This window comes from Prochlorococcus sp. MIT 1306 (genome assembly GCF_047304515.1).
GTDB classification, from domain to species: domain Bacteria; phylum Cyanobacteriota; class Cyanobacteriia; order PCC-6307; family Cyanobiaceae; genus Prochlorococcus; species Prochlorococcus marinus_D.
The window spans coordinates 1,234,005-1,250,248 of sequence record NZ_CP138959.1; the positions used below are offsets into that span (position 1 = coordinate 1,234,005).

Here is a 16,244-nt window from a genome sequence, read left to right on the forward strand (position 1 = left end):
GAGGATCAGCATTTATTGTTGAATTCTTAATCTCTGTTTTCACTGAGGAGAACTCCATGCGTTCGCTGCCATTGAAGCTTGCTCCAGGCAGGGACCTGCTGATAAGCCTTCAGAAAATGGCTCAGGAACAGAACAGCTCCGGTTTCGTTCTTGGGGTGGTTGGCAATCTTTCGCGTGCAGCATTTCAGTGTCCTGGTCAGTCAAGGCCTACTGTCCTAGAGGGAAACTTGGAGATCATCACTCTGAATGGCACAGTTTCTCCCAATAGTGTTCATCTGCATCTAAGCCTCTCTGATAGTGCCTGTCAGGTATGGGGAGGCCATCTTGAACCAGGCACCCTTGTGCTCAAGGGTGCTGATCTGTTGGTGGGTTTATTGGATCAGTCTCTCCCACAAGACTCTCCTGATTCTTCTCAGCCACCAAGGCTGGAAATTGCTGTTCTGCCCGGTTGCCCTTGGTCGGCAAGAGCTCTGAGGATGCTTCGTTCTCTTTCCATTCCGCACACCGTTAAGAGCATCGACAATGATGCCTCTTTCAAGGAGTTCAATCATCTTAGTGAGCTCAATTCTTTCCCTCAGATTTTCATCGATGGTGAGTTGATTGGCGGTTACGATGAACTATCGAAGATGCATGCTTCTGGCCAACTAGAGACACTGCGATGAGTAGTGATCAAGGCAAAGCAACCACTGCAAGCTTTTGGGATGAAAAACCCTGGTGGTGTCAACCCTGGAGCATTCTGCTCACAGGTGTTGCTTTTGTCGCTGTCAGTTGGTGGTGGCCCAATCTGCTTTGGTTTACTGTTCTGATCGCTATAGGCGTGTTCGGATGGTGGGGCTTGTTTCTAGTGCTAGCCCCAGCGATCTATCGCCAGCAGATTCAGCAGCAACTTTCGGAACAGGATCAAATCTCATCCTGATGGATCTCAATCTTTAAATATCACGCCCCATCATTGGATCAATCTCCAAACCAGCTTGATCCTCAAAAACATCTCGTTAATTGCTCTGTTATGGCCTCGCTGCTAAAGATCCGGCCGCTGCAACGCAATGACATCGCCATGGTTACGCAATGGGCCAGGGCAGAGGGTTTTGCTCCTGGTGTGGGTGATGTAAGTATTTATCGTCATACCGACCGTCAGGGATTATGGGTGGGTTGGCTCGGCAATCAGCCTGTCGGTTGCATTGCCGGAGTTCGCTACAACGCCGCCTATGGCTTCATCGGATTGTTCCTTGTCATTCCGGAACATCGAGGGCATGGGTATGGGGTTGAGCTATGGGAACATGCTCTCGAGCATCTCGTTGATCTTCCCTGCGTTGGTTTAGAAGCTGCGTACGATCGAATTGACGACTATGCCGGATGGGGCTTTGCAAATGCATCGCCGACAACCCGCTGGCAGAGGATTTGTGATGGCAACCTCGTTGGCAACGATGGTTATTCCAATGGCGAAGGGTTGCAACTGCTTGAGGGTGATTCGATCCCCGCGATGGCTGTGCAGTCTTATGACGCCATACGGGAACCCAGCCCCCGCCCTCACTTCCTTTCCGATTGGCTTGAGCATCCGGCCGGTAATGTGTTGGCCCTGGTAGATGGCAACGATTGTTGCCATGGATTTGGCAGGATCCGGCCTTGTTTATTACGTGATGGGGAAGGCTGGCGGATTGGGCCGCTATTGGCTGATAGTCCGCAACTCGCAGAGCTGTTGCTGAAGCGTTTGATCCAACGCCATCCAGGTGTGGTGCTCTTGGACGCACCTGGAGGCAACTCTTCGGCAGAGCCCCTGCTGAAACGACTTGGCTTCAGGGCTGTTTCTCAAACTTTGCGTATGTATCGCGGAGTACAACCCTCTATTCCTTTAGACGAGGTTTATGGTTTGGCCTGCTTGGAATTAGGCTAAAAAATGAAAATCCCTCTATCAACACTGGTTTTTCAACCAGCTTGATAGAAGGATCTGAAACGATTAATTGACTTTAACTACCAACCACTGCTGGCTTGCGCTTCAACATAGGCTGCTACATCAGCAATATCTGCGGCACTAAGGACGTCTGCAAAGGAAGGCATTCCGCCTTTACCATTGGTGACCTGCGCAACAATTGCTTCTTCATGACCTGAGCCGTAGTTGCTTAAGGTTGCTTCTAGGGCCGCTTTTTGAAGGGTCTTTGCAGGATCTACGATGTTGCCGCCGCCAGCGTGGCATGCGGCACAAGTAGACGAGAAGACTTGTCCGCCATGGGCCGAGTCAGCAGCCATCACCCAAGAAGGAGCTGCAAAGCATACGGTGATAGCAAGGAGAGCTGAAAGTAGCCTACGCATCAGAAGCATGTATCAACGCCAACCATTGTTGGGTATCAAATGGGCATTGAACTCTTTTGGATAGAAGCTGTTATTAATTCAAATATTCACCGAAAGACCAACGCCTTGTTGATCTTTGCAGATCCAGGCGAAGCCTAGCTTGACTAAGGAAAGGGGCAGGAATCTCCCTTTGATAGTTCAGTTGCTGGGCTTTTGCCTAGAGAAAAGAACAAGGTTCTACTGGGTAGAACGTTCTTATCTCCCTTAACCACTCACCGATTCATCAAGATCTCCTAGTCAATTGCTGACTTTTTCCCATCAAAGGGCATTTCTTATCTAGGTATGGGTTGATGAAATCCTTCAGGGGCCCCATGTCGTTCTCAAAGAAGGCCCTTTTGCTCTTTTCAGTGGTTGTTCTTAGTGCTGGCATGACTGCTTGCAGCACCTCAGGGTCATCCGCACGGCTCAGCGGAGCTGGTGCGACCTTCCCAGAGAAGATCTATACCCGTTGGTTGAGTGATCTCTCCAAGGCTGGGGGGCCACAGGTCAACTATCAGGCGGTTGGCTCTGGATCTGGCCGCAAAGCCTTTATTGATCAGACCGTGAGCTTCGCGGCATCGGATGATCCGATGAAGCAAGAGGATATCGACAAGGTTCAGCGTGGCTTGGTGCAAATCCCCATGGTGGGAGGCACAATCGCCTTTGGCTACAACCGAGACTGCGATCTGAAGTTGACCCAAAAGCAAGCGGTTGAAGTTGCTCTTGGCAGCATCACTGATTGGAATCAGCTCAATTGCCCTGCAGGCAAGATCACTTGGGTGCATCGCTCTGATGGCTCTGGCACCACCAAAGCTTTTACCAATTCGATGCAGGCCTTTTCTCAACAATGGACCCTGGGAGCCGGTAAATCAGTGGAATGGCCAACAGGGGTGGGCGCTAAAGGGAATTCAGGTGTTGCTGGTGTGATTACAAATACACCTGGTGCCATCGGCTATGTGAATCAGTCATTCATCAAAGGAAAGGTTAAAGCTGCTGCACTTGAAAATCTCTCTGGCGAGTTCCTCAAGCCAACTGTGAATACAGGAGCCGCTGCCCTCAATGGCATCCAGTTAGACGCCAATCTTGCCGGTACCAATCCAAATCCCACAGCCAAAGGTGCTTATCCGATTGCCACTCTCACCTGGTTGTTGGCATACAAAACTGGTAATGGCAGCAACCTTGACGCACTCAAAACAACCTTTGACTACATGTTGAGTGATGAGGCTCAGGCGCAAGCTGATGGGTTGGGCTTCGTTCCCCTTCAAGGCAAAATTCTCGACAAAGCTCGTAGTGCCGTTGGCTTGGTCGGCAAGTGATCAAATCACTAGACTCATTTAAGTCGTCTTATTAGAATCATTAAAAGGGAAGCTAATAACTTCCTTTAAATGACTCCCTCTTCTGTTGTCCTATATTGATTGTACTTTTGGAAGCAAAACGTTGTGATCAATTGCTCTTTAACTGAGCTTAACCCTGGCAAGTATCAAGAGCCAGATGCATGGTTACTATGGTTTCGCTGACGTTGTTTCTCCTCAAAAAGTTCGCTTTCGAGTTGTTCAATCAGCTTGGTAACGAGTGCCTGAAACTCAGGTTGACAACCTCGGAATGCCGCCTTGTGACGAATGGGTTCGTTACGAGTACGCAGGTCGGTAAGCATCAGCTGTAAGGCATCAATTTTGGCATTGGTGTTCATGAACAGACACTCCTTATCTGATGACACTATGACGCCAGAGCATTGATATTTTTAAGTGCTTGTTGCATTGTGATTCTCTTCAGATCAGGGTCACTCGTGACCTCAATAATGCGGCCAATTGACGAGGGAGTCTTCAGGGCTTCAATACAGCAACGCGCAACTAATCGTCGTGGAATTCTAGCGTCTTCCTGACAATCGGCCCCTGTATAAAGGATCCCTTCTTTCTCTAGGTTCTCTTCTCGGTCGTTTAGGCCACCCGGTCTGATCACAGTCCAATCGAGACCGCTTTGCTCAAGTGCCTGTTCTCCTAGGCGTTTCCAAACCAAAATCAGACCAAAAAGGTTGAGTGGATGCAACCATCGTCCAGCACAAAGCGAACTGACCAGAACAACCCTTTTGACGCCAACCCTTTTGCAACTGGCGATTTGCTGTCTTACCCCTAAGGCATCCACCCGCGCAGGGCCGGTTAGATCTGCAGAGGGTCTGGCACCTGTTGCGAGCACAAGCGCGTCGCAGCCTTTAAGTGCTTCATCGAGGGCTGTTTCATCTGCCAATGACAAGCGCCGTAGATCGCATTGGCTCAAATTGTCGGGCAAAAGGGAGTTTGGACGAAGCAACAGGCGCACCTGATTCCCTTCCTTTAGGGCTTCCTCGGCAACTCGATAGCCGGTTTTGCCAGAGGCTCCACTGATGGCCAGCTTGATGCCCATGTCGTTTTGCTGAAGATTGCACATGGTCTAGCGAAAATATATATAGAACGCTGTTGATTGATCAATGCTCTAGCTTCAAAACGCTTGGATTTTTGCCTTAGCAATGTCGATTCATCACTGGGAGCGCCGTCTTTCATGTCTGCTGGAGAACCATTCTTAGGTCGAAATGCCAGGGAAGATCTGCTTTGATCGCAGCATATTGATCTACACCTCTGCTGATTGCTGCAATGTCTTAATGGAGTTGTAGGGGAGTTGCAGCATAATAAAATGGTGAATCATGCAGTTGTCATTTCAAAGCATCTTGAGTGGACCAATCCAAACGTAAGCAGATGCTGAGCTTTCGGTTATTACTCCCTCTGTTCTTTGTAGGGATTGCTTGGCTGCAGGAAAGTATTGATCAGCTATTTTTTTCGGGTAGTTGGAATCTGCCTATAGGGCCTGGCCTGCCTTGGTGGGGGCTACTTACCGCTCCATTTAGCCATGCAGGTTTTGGCCATCTGATCTCTAACACAATTATGTTTTTACCGCTAAGCTGGTTAGTACTTAGCAAGGGCATTCGTGATTATATTGGTGTTTTAATTGCTGTTGTTGTGATGGAAATACCGGTTTGGTTATTTTGGCCTAGAGGAAGCCATGGCATGTCGGGTGTTTTGTATGGACTGCTCGGCTACCTTTTGTTAATTGGGTTTCTTGAACGCCGTTTCATGACCATTTTATTGTCAATCGTGGGTTTGGTTCTTTTTGGAAATGCACTTCCGGCTTTGATCCCAGGCGTGTCTCCGGCTGGGGTGAGCTGGATTGGACATGCTAGTGGATTTCTTGGAGGTATTATTGCTGCACTTGCTCTTTCACGGGAACCAAAGCGATTGAATAATGCTAAGGATTGATAACAAAATATTTTCCTAGCTATTTATACGTTAATTTAATTCATGACGTCATTTGCGCATGCATAGTATCAGACAATATCTTATTATTTAACGGGCTAGGTTTTGATCAACTTTACTGGATTGCGTCGTTTTGGATATAGCTCTCTACATAAATCACAGGTTGTTCCATCACACCCTCTTGCAGAACAATTTTCACGCCCATAGTAGATGATCTGGAGATGGAGCTTATTCCATGCTGATTTCGGGAACAGCTTTTTGAGATCTTTTTCTGTCTGAACTACGCTGCTGCCATTAGACAATCCCCATCTTTGGGCTAAACGGTGGATATGAGTATCAACTGGAAATGTAGGCACTCCAAAGGCTTGCGCCATAACAACACTTGCTGTTTTGTGTCCTACTCCAGGGAGTGATTCTAGATCTTTGAAATTCTTTGGAACGGAAGAATGGAAGCGTTGAACAATGATTTCCGAAAGTCTATGTATATTTTTGGCTTTTTGCTTTGACAGCCCTAGCTGTCTGATCATATTTAGTATATTCACTTCACCTAACTGATACATCTCCTCTGGGGTCTGTGCATGTTCGAACAGAGATACTGTTACCTCATTGACTTTCTTGTCAGTGCTCTGCGCACTTAAAACAACTGCAATCAATAGGGTGAAATCGTTATGATGGTCAAGAGGAATAGCAGGGTCAGGATAGTGCTCGTTTAGTCGTCGCATGATCGTTTCTGCTCGTTGATGTTTTCTCACGTGTCTTTCATTGAATTGCGAATTGCGGTGTTTGTTTTCTTTTTATCATTCATTGGTCAAAAAATTTCTTTTTCAACATCTACTCTTGCTTATCTACCTGTGAATCCCAATGTTCAGTCTGCTTTTGAAGTGAGATGGACGCTAACAATTACTTCATGTAACTTAAGGTTGTTTGAGTAATCATTTAGCGGCATATCACGATCACTTCAACCGAAGGTACTTCCGTTCCAACCCCAGAGTCGAGCAGGAACATCCTCGAAGCCGATATAGGTTCGATCAGCTGGAATACCAAGATTTTGCTCGATGTGGCTACACACGAGTTCGCTCACTTCTTGCGTACGGCTACCATCGAGAGCTCCAATGCTTTTCACCTCCACATAGCAAGTCGGTTCAGTATTTCCCGAAAATGTCATTGGCACACCGCATTGAAGAGATGTCATCACATATTTCTCTGGTTTCCCCAGTAGCTCGGCAAGCTTGCTAGAGAGCTCTTGCAGAAGTGAGCTCGCATCAACTACAGCTGGAACTGATGCTTGGATGTTGATCAAGGGCATGGACGCAATTGCCTTTTAAGAAGTCTTTAGTAAACTATGCCATTTATCTCGATACTTAGCGGCTCAATCAGCTACGGCATTCACTAATTGTTGGACTACAGTAAACCGAGCAAGACATTTCAACTTCAGAATTAACGCCAACCATAAAATAAAAAAGAGAATGGGCCGTTAAGCGGAATGGTTAATTCTTCTAATTTCTTATCAGCAATCATTCCATTCATTTTCAATGATGATTATATTTAGGATAGCAAAAATCTCACATTATGGCATTTTCCTAGTGCTAATTAAATCTATAGGAACAGCCATTTCATCCTTTTTCTGAAAACTAAGTGCGCAGATCTATTCAATACACCACTATCAAGCAAACGCTGTATATTTGATAGTTACAAAGCGAATACTGTTATTCACTGTATTCATCACCATAAACCTTGAAGACAGGATGCTCTGTCTGCATGAATGTATACTTCAATCCATATTTAAAGTGCTAATGATAGGCAAGTCCTACCCCAGGAATCTGGTTGCAAATATCCTATTTATAGCAGTTATTGACTTATTCTGGCACCAACAGTTATCCAACTAGCTTTACAATAGTCTTAGGCGAATCGATCATTATAAACAGATAATTCACTGACATAGACGCTTGCCATTCTAGCTATCCTTAATTGCTTCTATGTATACAAAATCCTTGTCTAGATCATGCATTCTGCTCGCTATAAGCCATTTTTTATGAATAACATTTGAAACTATACGGCTTAACTTGAATCCAAGCAGCCCATGAGCAGGATGGCTGGCCTTTTGTTTGAACCAAAGCCTGACTCTTGACCAAAAAACCAACATGCTCATTTTTCTGCTTTGTTTTGCTACTACCTCCCCCCAAACCAAGCGACCCGAATCAATAGCTACCTCTAGATGTAATAAATATCACATGCCAAGCAAGCATTTATCTGTGCCTGATGGGCGAGAATGATTCATCCGCTTGTGACAATTGTCATCTATTAGGGTCGCTATTGACTCAAAAATCTCTAGTAGATGCTCGGATCTATCTGACAGCAATGGATCTTGGAAGCCTGCCACAAAGATCACCCTTGATTCTGCCACCAGTAGTTATGGCGAGGAAGAGGTCCCTTTCCTCCGTCAACCATTACACAATGCGTCTTGTCCGATAACAGTCAGTAGTCAACTGGAATCGCTGGAATCACTTCAACTCACAGTAGGGCAGAGCATTCTGCTGTCATCCCAGACTGATCAATCTCGCTACGTGCGGCTGTTTTTTCAGCAGGGCATTGCCAGGCTTTCAGGCTCTTTCGGAGATCATTTTCCTGATATCACTTTGGCCTTTTGTGGTGATTCTGAATCTAGTTGGCTTCGATTACCCGACGGCAGTAACTTTTTACTTGAGGCACTCACGAATAGTTCAATTGGCCTTCATTACGCAGACAACTGCCCAAAAGAGCAAGATATCCTATGGGATTGGCTATTTGAGTTTCATCTTGTAAGGCATCCAGTAGGAGCCGAAGCAAGGTTAGTTGCTCTTTTAAAACTTCTGATTGGTCGCTTTGGCATCCGTAGAAGTGAAGGTTATGAATTGCCCTTTCCCCTAGGCCATGCACGCATGGCCGAACTGATTGGGGCCACGCGCTCCACTGTTACTCGTCAGATCACCTTGTTTCGGAACAAGAATGATCTTGAGCTGATTGAACCTGGCGGGACTTTTCTGCTCTCGGCACGACTTATCGAATCCGCCCCAGCTATGGATATACGATTGTGATTGCTAACCACTTGCAAATCAAGGGCCTCTGGTATCACTACGGTGATGGATCAGCAGAAGGTTGGACACTGCAATCCATCAATATGAACCTCCAGAGAGGTGAACTCGTTGGTTTATTGGGACCTTCAGGTTGTGGCAAAACAACCTTGCTGCGATTGATTGCTGGGTTTGAACAGCCTGTGAGAGGGACGATCTGCATCGATGATCACGAGGTTGCAAGCTCACGGGGAATGCTGCCACCCGAGCGCCGAAGCATAGGCATGGTGTTTCAGGATTATGCTCTTTTCCCCCATCTCGATGCCTGGCGCAATAGCTGTTTTGGTTTACGCCGCGGCCAAGACACCAGCCGTGCGCAATGGCTGCTGGAGATGCTTGGCCTAGCGGATCTTCGTCACCGTTATCCGCATCAGCTTTCTGGAGGCCAACGCCAACGCTTGGCACTGGCAAGGGCATTGGCCCCAGGACCATCACTCGTACTTCTTGATGAACCGTTTTCCAACCTTGATGTTGAGGTACGTCTGCGCTTGCGCAGCGAACTTGCAGGTGTTCTTCAAACATGTGGTGCCAGTGGTCTGCTCGTGACACATGATCCTCAAGAAGCCCTGGCAATCTGCGATCGGGTTGCCGTCCTGCGCAATGGTGAGCTCCATCAGTGCGCATCACCCTCTGATCTTGTGCAAAAACCAGCCACACCTTTTGTTGGTCGTTTTGTGCTCCAAGGAAACCTGCTTCCTCTCAACATGGGTGGCGAACACTGGCTAACGCCGATTGGCCCTCTCTCAAAACCCAAGGAACCTAATGCTGCTAAGGCAACTGAGTTAATGGTCGATGATCAGGCTCTTCAGATTCAGCAGGATCCCAGAGGCGAGGCTCTGATTCAAGGTCGCGAGTTTCTTGGTAGTCACTGGTTGTTGCGTGTGGAGCTTGGAAATCACACGTTGCGTATAAGGCAACCACTTGAAAGTCCTGTCAAGACAGGAGAGCGCTGTTTCGTCGCCTTCCGCACTGGACAGAACGGCCTTCTTTTCCCCGGAGCGATTCCATGCCCACTATGTTGAGAGCAATGATTGACCACCAAGACCTAACCAGTGGTGCTCTCAATCACTCAACAACTATTAAGGCTACAATTTTATCCTGATCCAGTTGTATTGGCCATCAATACCCCCTTTTCGCAAAGGAATGGGTAATCAGCCACGGCTGCATACACATTTACCACCTTTCCACTTCGAGCACTTGCGCTTTTTGCAGGCTTTTTTCTTGTTTTGAACCGGCCCACGGCGTCGCAGACTATCTGTATCGTCATTCCCCAAGGACTTGGCCATAAGGACCTGCGGCCGACTCCGCAACTGAGACTGATTCTCATTCTACAGGGTCCAAATCGCACCTGAATAGACCTTTTCAAGATGCACAAGGGCTTGTAGCATTTGTCACATCACCATCTGCATGTTTGCGTTTTTGCTAATTCAGCCTCGGCAAAGTGTGCAGACTCAAAAGGAAAAATCATGGCATTGCCTAGCAGTACTAAAGCTGTAGCGCTTACAACAGGTCCTGCAGGACGTGCAATCGCTCAGTCAATGGAAGTGTCTCTGGTTGAGGCTCTCCAAGAGCATCTAACCATGGAGCGAAATGCTAGCGCTGCTTACTTTGCTATCGCGATTTGGTTTGCTGAGCGCGAATTACGAGGCTTTTCCCATTACTTCAAGCAAGAAGCCATTCAAGAACAGGAACATGCGGCCCATTTTGCAGATTACCTAATTGCTCGTGGACAAACTGTTGTTCTGCAGGATGTACCTTCACCCCGTCAGGAATGGATGTCTACAGATGAAATCATGGCTGCCTCATTCCAGATGGAGGCAGACGTGACAACCTCACTGCATCAGCTTTATGCAATGGCTGAGCGAGCATCTGATATGCGCACGACAGTGTTCCTTGATCCACTAGTCGATAATCAAGTCAACTCTGAAAATGAGTTGGCTCACCTCTTGGGTCGTGTACGTTTTGCCCAGAATCAGCCCTCTGCAATGTTAATTATTGACGGCGAATTAAGCGATGGCAAGCATTCACCTGCAAAGCTTGCCTAGAAATCGCCCTCAATAATAAATATCGATAGATAACTGTGTTTTTAGAATAGTGACTAACAGTGCCTATGAGTTGTGGCTAATAAAACCAGACTTTTTCTCATAAGGCCAACAAGTTCTCATGTCAATTGGCCTGCTACTGATCTCAATTAGAAATTCAATAGAGAGTTTATCGTCGAAACCTTTAAATTGCATTGCTTTAGCTATTTCGAGTAATCGACTGCGTCGATTACTGAGCTGCTGAAATTCTTTTTTCAGACGGCAAAATAGGTTCTCATCATTACATTTAGCCATAGCCTCTAGCAACGAGCTAGAGCGATGGCGGATTCCATCAACCTCTCTACAGAGACTAGCGATAACGCTGTCTGATGTCTTAACTAGATCTTTCATTAACTTAGAGCTATGAGGCGGCAAGAGGTGCTGATTCGATTAAGGCTGGAGCCAAACGCAAGATGGGCTCTCCGCTGGGAACATTTAAAAGATCAGCCGTCCTTAGCCTGGAGATCAGTCGCGTGGAGGTCACACGCGTGGAGCCGATGAGTTCGCCAATTCGCTCATGGGTGAGCCGGAATGGGAGATCACACCAGTCGCCACAGCGTCGTCCTAAGCGGTTAACAAGCAGGGCGAGCAATGCTTGGAGACGCTGTTCTGCATTACCTAAATGGCGAATGCGAAGCAGCTGCAGGGTCCATTCGTTCACTGCATCAAAGTCATGCCCATCACGGATTTCAGCATCGCTGCGAAAACATAAAGGTGTAAGTGCTTCAACGCAGACACCTTCACTGCACAAACGATCGGTGCGTAGTTGATCGCCTTCCTGAAGAAAAGCGAGAGTCATTCCTTCAGTTTCTTCGCATGGGCAGTAAACGCGGGCAATACCCTCAACAACTTCGATACAAGCGCCACCTGAACGAGCGGCTGGATCAATCAGGATGGATTGCCCTGTTGGCATCCGCACTGCTGGGATTGGATCATCTGGCAGGAATCGGAAGCTCATTTGTAGCCTCTCAAGTGCTTTTTGAGAACTCTTCGCAACCTATACGCTCAACGGGGCCTTTTGCAAGCGATTCTCAATAGCAATAGGGCTGTTGCGAGGGATCTGCATTACTGATTGATTCCTATGTAAATTTCGTCACAGCATGGAGTGCTGTTTGGCCCAGTGACGCCGTCAAGTTATCACCTGCTCACTTGCACATGTTGAAATCTGTGGCAGGGGCAGAACGAATCAATCGCCAAAGAGCAATGCGCAATGCACTTCAAATAAATAGATGAAGTGAATCCTTGCCATTGAAAGAGTTGCTAATCCTGGGCTTAGATTGGATGGAAGAAGAACAGATCGAAAGGAAATATAAATGGAATCTCGTGAAGGCATTGATGTTACGGTTTTATGCAATGACTTAAATCCTGCTTCAGTTGTAAAGCTGCTTAGCATTGCAGGTTTGCCTGCCATAGGCTTTGCCAGTTTCTAGCGATAATCTGGCAAAGTGATTTCAAATCTGATTTATACTGAGATCACAAGCCTGCTTGATTACAGTTAATGAATGGAATGCAGTAAAAGGCGATTCGTTTGTTTTTTTAGAGACAAGGCAAGCTCATTCAATGGAGTGATTAGGAGGCAGGGTGGCGAAGACATAGCGACTGTTAAACAACACATGTAAGAGGGCCTATCTAGATATTTGGATTCGTTTGATTTTTAAGTTTGCAGGGCCTCAAATGGGTCTTTATAGCTATGATTAGAGAGAATTTTAAGTCAACGATGTATACAGCTCCCTTTGCAGCGGCAGTAGAGCTGACACCAATAACCATTGGCGGAATTGTCTTGCTTGGTGTTTTGGTATTGGCCGCCGATATTCATTTATTAATAAGACAGCAACAACAAAGCCGCATGCGCAAAATGGCTCCTAATCAAGAAGCTAGAGATCAATAAGTGGCAGAGACAATCTTTTCTAACCCTTAAGGCCAAGGCTCTATTGTAAATCGATCACATTAAGATCAGTGAAACAGTCGTTGAAGCAGAGTTCGTGAAAAGGCATAGCCGCACTGATCCTGGATCCTCAGCATCAAAAGCCAAGCATCAATAGCGATTAGACTATATCAAAGGCTAGTTATAGATGTTTATTTTAGATTGTTAATGAATCAAAGAACCTCTTTGCTTTGACAAAGTCAGTTTGCGTTGGCAGGTCAAAATCGCAAACTTGAAGATCAGCGGTTTACGTATTTGAAGCAGTATAACTAGTGGGAGGAAATTCTTACTATAGAACAATCAGAAGTTGTAGTTTGCTGAGGAAGATATTTTCAAGTTCACAACCATAGACTCAATGAAAAAGCCCTGCTTACGCAGGGCTTTTTTTTTGAGCTAAAGAGCAGTGTTAATTTGAAGAAGCTAGTTTATGAGGCGTTATCTGTTGATGTTGATGGCACTGTCGTACTCTTACCTGGGTTAAGACTAATTTCGTTGCTTTCTAGCTGATCGAACAATTTTTCAACACGCTTGAAGTCAAAGCCCATCGCTCTCAATCCATGCCAGAAATGACCCTGAAGATAGAAGAATCCAAGGTAGAAATGGAAGTTTGACAGCCATGAACGGGCAGAGTGTACGTCTCCACCAAACAATGGATCTGTATCTGAGAAATATGGAGCGAAGTTCAATTCGATATTAAGAGGACCACCATAGAGATCAGTTGGATAAATTGTAGTGTTCATAGAAGCCCAGAAGGCTGCCACAAAAGCAATAAAGGCTGCACCTGCCAATGAGGTAGAAAGCACAAATTCAGCAGATAAGAGTCCTTTTCCTTTGAATTCAGTGTATTCCCCAAATGGCTTGCTGAAAATATGCCAAACAGCACCAGCACTCAAGAAAAAGGCCAAGAATGCATGACCGCCCATCACATCTTCCAAACTGTTAATCGTAAGGAAATCAATCTGGTGATTCCAAACCATTGACAAGTCAAGATTGTATTCAACCTTACGTACAACACCCATTGCTGGGTCATAAATTCCATGGTATTTAGCCCATTCAACAAATTGAACGCAGCCAAGACCTAGGAATAGCAAGTGATGTCCAAGAATGAAGGTGAGCCTGTCTGGATCATCCCATTTAAAATCAAATTTGTTGGGCCTGGATCCTTGCGGGTATTCTCCCAGGTCCTCCTTGTATCGAAAAGAGTGAAGCATCGCTCCACCGGCATAAACGGCCGAGAAGATTAGATGGAAGACTGCGACTACAAGCATCCCATAGGAGTCAGTAATCACACCGTTCTCTATGCCACCAATACCAAGGCCTGCTAGGTGAGGAAGAACTACAAATCCTTGGTCACCTATTGGTAATGCGGAATCGTACCGAGCTAGCTCAAATAGGGTGTTGGCACCAGCGCCGAAGCAAATTAATCCTGTATGGCCAATATGCGAGGCAATGAATCGGCCTGATCGGTTGGTCACACCACTGTTACCCGCGTACCAGGCGTAGGTAACGTCTGTTTTCCCGTAGGTTTGCACGAGAATGAATTTGTTTAGGGCAAATGAAATCTATTTGTATGGCGACAGTTCGACATTAGGTGTACACAGAACTCTACATATTTAAAGAGTGTGAGTGTGATTTAGACATGATAATGTGCCGTAGTATTTGTATGATTAAGCGCGATCATTAGATACATCATAGGCCTCGCAGATGATACCGCAGAGACAAGGCATTAATCACGTAAATTAGAGTTCAACGACACATTATCAAGTGATAATTAATACAGCCGATCAAATTATGCCTCGCAGGCCACAGATCATGAAAGGTGAATTATTATTGATATCACTAGGTTTTGAGGAATCCTGACAGAACCGAAGCAAGCCATCGCTGGCACTTTGTTGTATGTATGTATTTGCACGATGGAGTGGCTCACCTAGGATTAAGTCTCATTTCGAATTGCACAATGCCATCCTGTAATTGGGATTACTTAGGCTAGTGATATATGGACTTTGTCTGGATTCATCAATGGATTTTGGAACCCTCTCAGCAGTGGTGTGTGGGATCATTGGCTCGGCCTGCATTGCTATTTTTATCATCGGAGGCAAAGCCGATAATGATGGACAAGGAACCAACATGACGTGAAATCTAAGTTGGCCTCGCTTGCAAGGAAGGGTAGAGTTTTCACTCTGCCCTTTTTTAGTATTGGTTTTAATTACAAATAAAAGTAGAGAAACTATGGCTATTTAATTTTGAATACAGCATTATTGAGATTTGACAAAGTATTCTAATGTGAAATAAGTTTTGGCAAAGAAATCATTGTCGAGACATCTCTATTCAGAGCTTTTCTAACAGGATGGTCATTTGTACAAACTTTTTATAGCTAGAAGGTATTACTAGAAACAATGTAATATCATTCCATGCAAGATGATGGCATTGTGCAATTTTTATTCCTGCCAGATCATTGCCATGGAAATGCTTTAGAAGTAAGCCACAACAAACAGCGGCGGATAATATTTTCTAGTATTATTGAATAGTGATCATAAAAACTTTGGATTAATTCTCAGATTGTTTTAATCCAGTAAGGCCACCTTTGACAGTTGTCAAGGCAGTTCCATCAAGAAACTGTTGGTCCAAAAGAAGTAGCGCAGCAGTGTTGTCACCAGCCAGGCGAAGTCGCTTACGCACGAAACGAGCTTCCGCTTCCTCTTGTAACTGTTCTGCGATGAACCAATCGAGCATGGCGGTCGCACTACGCTCACCAGCTTGTTCGGCTATGGAATAAATGCGGTTAATTGATGCTGTTACATCTTTTTCTAGCTCGTAGACCTGATCAAAGAGATCCTGCGTGGAGACCCAATTGCGTTGTGGAGCTTCAACAGCGGGAAGTTCGACCTGTTCATCGCAATCAACAAGGTAGGCAATAAGTCGATCTGCATGACCACGTTCCTCTTGGCTCTTAACTTGCATGTACGAGGAAAATCCAGCTAAATCCTTCTCGCGAAGCCAAATTGACATCGCTAGGTAGGTATGACTTGCCTGAAACTCACAGGCCAAATGAAGGTTGATCGCCTTGGTTAGATCATTCATGCTCAGGTTTAACGTTTAAGGCCATCATTGGTGAAATGTACTTGTTTAAATGAGAGTGCCTATTCATGCTAATGGAGAAGTGTTGAGGTGCAGGACACTTGTGTAGTTAATGTACAATAAACATACTATCGTTCATTGAAGAGTGAACCAGCTTCGTCCAACTTTCAATCGTCATTTGGGATCAATAGAATTTTTTGTAGGGTTTGAGGAATTAAACTATATGCTAAATATTCTGATATTGCCATTTCGGCAGATAAACAGGGGGCACAATTAACCTATAGATGTTTGGACTTGATGGGTATTATAAATATAGTTGATTATAATTTTACCCCAAGTCGTTAACTAACATAGGGCTGCCAATAACATCTATTGATTGTGACTTACACAAAATACTTACCAGGCAAGTTTCAACGTTAGTTGGAGGAATTATGCATATTAT

At 45.6% G+C, this 16,244-nt stretch carries 17 protein-coding genes; 9 read left to right on the forward strand and 8 right to left on the reverse strand.

Annotation, left to right across the window (positions count from 1 at the left end; all coding sequences use genetic code 11):
- Window positions 1-56: 56 nt before the first annotated feature.
- The 3 genes from SIB74_RS06280 to SIB74_RS06290 all read left to right on the forward strand — a co-directional run bounded on the left by SIB74_RS06280 (window position 57) and on the right by SIB74_RS06290 (window position 1,891).
- Window positions 57-662: a PCC domain-containing protein gene (locus SIB74_RS06280; protein ID WP_063395738.1), complete on the forward strand. Its 606-nt coding sequence runs from the start codon at window positions 57-59 to the stop codon at window positions 660-662.
- The gene (locus SIB74_RS06285; protein ID WP_063395737.1) at window positions 659-916 is read left to right on the forward strand and encodes a DUF6737 family protein; all 258 of its coding nucleotides are present in this window, start codon (window positions 659-661) and stop codon (window positions 914-916) included. The genes SIB74_RS06280 and SIB74_RS06285 overlap by 4 nt, the downstream gene beginning before the upstream one ends.
- A 90-nt stretch (window positions 917-1,006) precedes the next feature.
- The gene (locus SIB74_RS06290) at window positions 1,007-1,891 is read left to right on the forward strand and encodes a GNAT family N-acetyltransferase (RefSeq protein WP_063395988.1); all 885 of its coding nucleotides are present in this window, start codon (window positions 1,007-1,009) and stop codon (window positions 1,889-1,891) included.
- Between the two features lie 77 nt (window positions 1,892-1,968).
- Here the strand turns inward: SIB74_RS06290 and SIB74_RS06295 are convergent, their stop codons facing one another.
- Window positions 1,969-2,307, reverse strand: a complete 339-nt coding sequence (locus SIB74_RS06295) for a c-type cytochrome (RefSeq protein WP_011129888.1) — start codon at window positions 2,305-2,307, stop codon at window positions 1,969-1,971.
- A 350-nt stretch (window positions 2,308-2,657) separates the two neighbouring features.
- Between SIB74_RS06295 and pstS the strand changes: the two genes are divergently transcribed.
- Window positions 2,658-3,641, forward strand: a complete 984-nt coding sequence (pstS, locus tag SIB74_RS06300; protein WP_063395736.1) for a phosphate ABC transporter substrate-binding protein PstS — start codon at window positions 2,658-2,660, stop codon at window positions 3,639-3,641.
- A gap of 164 nt (window positions 3,642-3,805) precedes the next feature.
- On the opposite strand, the gene SIB74_RS06305 is transcribed toward pstS, so the two are convergent.
- Window positions 3,806-4,015 carry a hypothetical protein gene (locus SIB74_RS06305; RefSeq protein WP_063395735.1) on the reverse strand — a complete coding sequence of 70 codons (210 nt, stop codon included), beginning with the start codon at window positions 4,013-4,015 and terminating at the stop codon, window positions 3,806-3,808.
- 26 nt (window positions 4,016-4,041) lie between these two features.
- Window positions 4,042-4,725 (reverse strand): SDR family oxidoreductase, encoded by a 684-nt coding sequence (locus tag SIB74_RS06310; RefSeq protein ID WP_063395987.1) that lies wholly within the window; start codon window positions 4,723-4,725, stop codon window positions 4,042-4,044.
- A 329-nt stretch (window positions 4,726-5,054) separates the two neighbouring features.
- On the opposite strand from SIB74_RS06310, the gene SIB74_RS06315 reads away from it, so the two are divergent.
- A complete protein-coding gene (locus SIB74_RS06315) occupies window positions 5,055-5,612 on the forward strand; it encodes a rhomboid family intramembrane serine protease (protein ID WP_063395734.1) in 558 nt (185 codons plus the stop codon).
- 95 nt (window positions 5,613-5,707) lie between these two features.
- Here SIB74_RS06315 and nth read toward each other — a convergent pair whose 3' ends face one another.
- Both nth and SIB74_RS06325 read right to left on the reverse strand, forming a co-directional pair.
- Window positions 5,708-6,361: an endonuclease III gene (gene nth, locus SIB74_RS06320; RefSeq protein WP_063395733.1), complete on the reverse strand. Its 654-nt coding sequence runs from the start codon at window positions 6,359-6,361 to the stop codon at window positions 5,708-5,710.
- A 206-nt stretch (window positions 6,362-6,567) separates the two neighbouring features.
- Window positions 6,568-6,915, reverse strand: a complete 348-nt coding sequence (locus tag SIB74_RS06325) for a phenylpyruvate tautomerase MIF-related protein (RefSeq protein ID WP_063395732.1) — start codon at window positions 6,913-6,915, stop codon at window positions 6,568-6,570.
- 985 nt (window positions 6,916-7,900) lie between these two features.
- Between SIB74_RS06325 and SIB74_RS06330 the strand changes: the two genes are divergently transcribed.
- From SIB74_RS06330 to SIB74_RS06340, 3 genes are all read left to right on the forward strand, one after another.
- Window positions 7,901-8,683, forward strand: a complete 783-nt coding sequence (locus SIB74_RS06330; RefSeq protein ID WP_063395729.1) for a helix-turn-helix domain-containing protein — start codon at window positions 7,901-7,903, stop codon at window positions 8,681-8,683.
- Window positions 8,683-9,741, forward strand: coding sequence for an ABC transporter ATP-binding protein (locus SIB74_RS06335; protein WP_063395986.1), 1,059 nt, complete (start codon window positions 8,683-8,685; stop codon window positions 9,739-9,741). Before SIB74_RS06330 ends, SIB74_RS06335 begins: the two co-directional genes overlap by 1 nt.
- A gap of 444 nt (window positions 9,742-10,185) precedes the next feature.
- On the forward strand, window positions 10,186-10,764 hold the full coding sequence (locus tag SIB74_RS06340) for a ferritin (protein WP_063395728.1): 579 nt from the start codon (window positions 10,186-10,188) through the stop codon (window positions 10,762-10,764).
- Window positions 10,765-11,161: 397 nt separating this feature from the next.
- Here SIB74_RS06340 and SIB74_RS06345 read toward each other — a convergent pair whose 3' ends face one another.
- Entirely contained in the window at window positions 11,162-11,758 is a 597-nt protein-coding gene (locus tag SIB74_RS06345; RefSeq protein ID WP_011826399.1) for a helix-turn-helix domain-containing protein, read from the reverse strand.
- 759 nt (window positions 11,759-12,517) lie between these two features.
- On the opposite strand from SIB74_RS06345, the gene SIB74_RS06350 reads away from it, so the two are divergent.
- On the forward strand, window positions 12,518-12,688 hold the full coding sequence (locus SIB74_RS06350; RefSeq protein WP_011826400.1) for a hypothetical protein: 171 nt from the start codon (window positions 12,518-12,520) through the stop codon (window positions 12,686-12,688).
- Window positions 12,689-13,149: 461 nt separating this feature from the next.
- On the opposite strand, the gene SIB74_RS06355 is transcribed toward SIB74_RS06350, so the two are convergent.
- Both SIB74_RS06355 and SIB74_RS06360 read right to left on the reverse strand, forming a co-directional pair.
- Window positions 13,150-14,256 carry a chlorophyll a/b binding light-harvesting protein gene (locus tag SIB74_RS06355; RefSeq protein ID WP_063395725.1) on the reverse strand — a complete coding sequence of 369 codons (1,107 nt, stop codon included), beginning with the start codon at window positions 14,254-14,256 and terminating at the stop codon, window positions 13,150-13,152.
- Window positions 14,257-15,271: 1,015 nt separating this feature from the next.
- The gene (locus SIB74_RS06360) at window positions 15,272-15,805 is read right to left on the reverse strand and encodes a ferritin (RefSeq protein WP_063395724.1); all 534 of its coding nucleotides are present in this window, start codon (window positions 15,803-15,805) and stop codon (window positions 15,272-15,274) included.
- Window positions 15,806-16,244 lie beyond the last annotated feature (439 nt).

Bases quoted from the DNA above. Each gene is read 5' to 3' on its own strand.
- SIB74_RS06345 (WP_011826399.1), bottom strand. From the start codon at position 11,758: ATGAGCTTCCGATTCCTGCCAGATGATCCAATCCCAGCAGTGCGGATG.
- SIB74_RS06340 (WP_063395728.1), top strand. From the start codon at position 10,186: ATGGCATTGCCTAGCAGTACTAAAGCTGTAGCGCTTACAACAGGTCCT.
- SIB74_RS06280 (WP_063395738.1), top strand. From the start codon at position 57: ATGCGTTCGCTGCCATTGAAGCTTGCTCCAGGCAGGGACCTGCTGATA.
- SIB74_RS06295 (WP_011129888.1), bottom strand. From the start codon at position 2,307: ATGCGTAGGCTACTTTCAGCTCTCCTTGCTATCACCGTATGCTTTGCA.
- SIB74_RS06350 (WP_011826400.1), top strand. From the start codon at position 12,518: ATGTATACAGCTCCCTTTGCAGCGGCAGTAGAGCTGACACCAATAACC.
- SIB74_RS06360 (WP_063395724.1), bottom strand. From the start codon at position 15,805: ATGAATGATCTAACCAAGGCGATCAACCTTCATTTGGCCTGTGAGTTT.
- SIB74_RS06305 (WP_063395735.1), bottom strand. From the start codon at position 4,015: ATGAACACCAATGCCAAAATTGATGCCTTACAGCTGATGCTTACCGAC.
- SIB74_RS06285 (WP_063395737.1), top strand. From the start codon at position 659: ATGAGTAGTGATCAAGGCAAAGCAACCACTGCAAGCTTTTGGGATGAA.
- pstS (WP_063395736.1), top strand. From the start codon at position 2,658: ATGTCGTTCTCAAAGAAGGCCCTTTTGCTCTTTTCAGTGGTTGTTCTT.
- SIB74_RS06290 (WP_063395988.1), top strand. From the start codon at position 1,007: ATGGCCTCGCTGCTAAAGATCCGGCCGCTGCAACGCAATGACATCGCC.
- SIB74_RS06310 (WP_063395987.1), bottom strand. From the start codon at position 4,725: ATGGGCATCAAGCTGGCCATCAGTGGAGCCTCTGGCAAAACCGGCTAT.
- SIB74_RS06315 (WP_063395734.1), top strand. From the start codon at position 5,055: ATGCTGAGCTTTCGGTTATTACTCCCTCTGTTCTTTGTAGGGATTGCT.
- SIB74_RS06325 (WP_063395732.1), bottom strand. From the start codon at position 6,915: ATGCCCTTGATCAACATCCAAGCATCAGTTCCAGCTGTAGTTGATGCG.